Genomic DNA, 1401 nt, shown 5'->3' with positions numbered 1-1401 from the left:
CTTGCGGGTCTTTCGCCTTGGCCGACTTGAGGTTGAATTCCAGCACGTCCGGCTGAATCTCATCCTTGTTGATAAACAGCTTGCCGGCGCCGTCGATGCTCACCACCAGCGGGTCTTTCTGCTCGACCGGCGCCACCGCCTCGGTCTTCGGCAAGTTGATCGGAATCGCGTTGGTCAGCAGTGGCGCGGTCACGATGAACACCACCAGCAGCACCAGCATTACGTCCACCAGCGGCGTCACGTTGATCTCGCTGAGCACCTCGTCACTGTCTTGCGTGGAGAAGGCCATATCAGGACGCCTCCTTCACTTTTGCCGCAGTGCCCGGGGCCGCAACCTTGTGCGCGGTCGGGTGAATCAGGACGCGGAACGCACTCTTCTGCGCCAGGCTGTAGAAGTCGTGGGCGAAGTCATCCAGATCCGCGGCGGTCAGTTTCAGACGCCGCAAAAAGTAGTTGTAAACCAGCACCGCCGGCACCGCGACGGCGATTCCCACGCCGGTGGCGACCAGTGCCGCGCCAATCGGGCCGGCCACGGTTTCCAGGCTGGCGGAACCGGCGGCGCTGATACCTTTCAACGCTTCCATGATTCCCCACACCGTGCCGAACAAACCAATGAACGGCGAGGTGCTGCCGATACTCGCGAGCACCGCCAGACCGGTTTCCAGCGAACGGCGCTCACGGACGATCTGCTGACGCAAGGCACGTTCGAGTCGATCCTGATGGTTGATCGCCTGGCTCAGATCATTGGCCTGCGGCGCCTCGCCCACCTGAATCGCCGCGTACCCCGCCTGGGCTACCCGGGCGGCGGCGCCGGGTTGGGTCTCGCTCAACTCGGCGGCAGCATCCAGACTCGACGCCGCCCAGAAGCGCTTATGAAACTTGCGATCCTGCGCCTTCAGACGACCGAACTGCACAGCCTTGAGCAGCGCCAGCCCCCAGGTCGCGACGGAAAAAACCACCAGCAGCCAGATCACCGCGCTTTCGATGGATTCCAGTGGAGATGCCAGTAACGTCATGATGTGTTCCCTCGTGTAAACATTTCGCGCGAATTTGGTTTCGGTTTAGTGAATCTTGAAGTCGATGGGCACGCTGACCCAGCCGTCCTGGGCGACATCACCCTGCTTGGCCGGGACGAAACTCCAACGTTTCACCGCGTTCAACGCGGCGTCGTCGAGTGGTTGCCGGCCACTGCTTTTCTGAATCTGGATCTCACCCGGTTTGCCGCTGGCCAACACATGCACGCGCAGCAATACAGTGCCCTCCCAACCGCGACGCTGAGCCAGCGACGGATATTCCGGCGCCGGGTTCTTCAGGTACGCGGCGTTCGCTGATGCCGGCGTTACCGGGGCCGGTGCGGGTGGAGCCAGTGGTGCAGGCGCCGCCACCGGTGCTGCCGGTTGT

The 1401-nt window shown here is 62.6% G+C and carries 2 protein-coding genes and 1 pseudogene; all 3 read right to left on the bottom strand.

Features of this window, described 5'->3' with window-relative positions; translation table 11 throughout:
• A pseudogene (locus tag DBR24_RS31900) lies at positions 1-202 on the bottom strand (ExbD/TolR family protein); the annotation flags it as partial.
• Positions 203-290: 88 nt separating this feature from the next.
• Positions 291-1016: a MotA/TolQ/ExbB proton channel family protein gene (locus DBR24_RS09865; protein ID WP_128614635.1), complete on the bottom strand. Its 726-nt coding sequence runs from the start codon at positions 1014-1016 to the stop codon at positions 291-293.
• A 45-nt stretch (positions 1017-1061) separates the two neighbouring features.
• Positions 1062-1401: energy transducer TonB (locus tag DBR24_RS31895; protein WP_256591375.1), on the bottom strand; the 340-nt coding region annotated here is incomplete at its 5' end.

Origin of the sequence: Pseudomonas sp. HMWF006 (assembly GCF_003061205.1) — a bacterium.
Taxonomy (GTDB): domain Bacteria; phylum Pseudomonadota; class Gammaproteobacteria; order Pseudomonadales; family Pseudomonadaceae; genus Aquipseudomonas; species Aquipseudomonas monsensis.
This window is presented reverse-complemented; position numbering and strand designations above follow the sequence as displayed.

Coding starts and splice junctions, on each gene's coding strand:
- DBR24_RS09865 (WP_128614635.1), bottom strand. CDS start 1,016: ATGACGTTACTGGCATCTCCACTGGAATCCATCGAAAGCGCGGTGATC.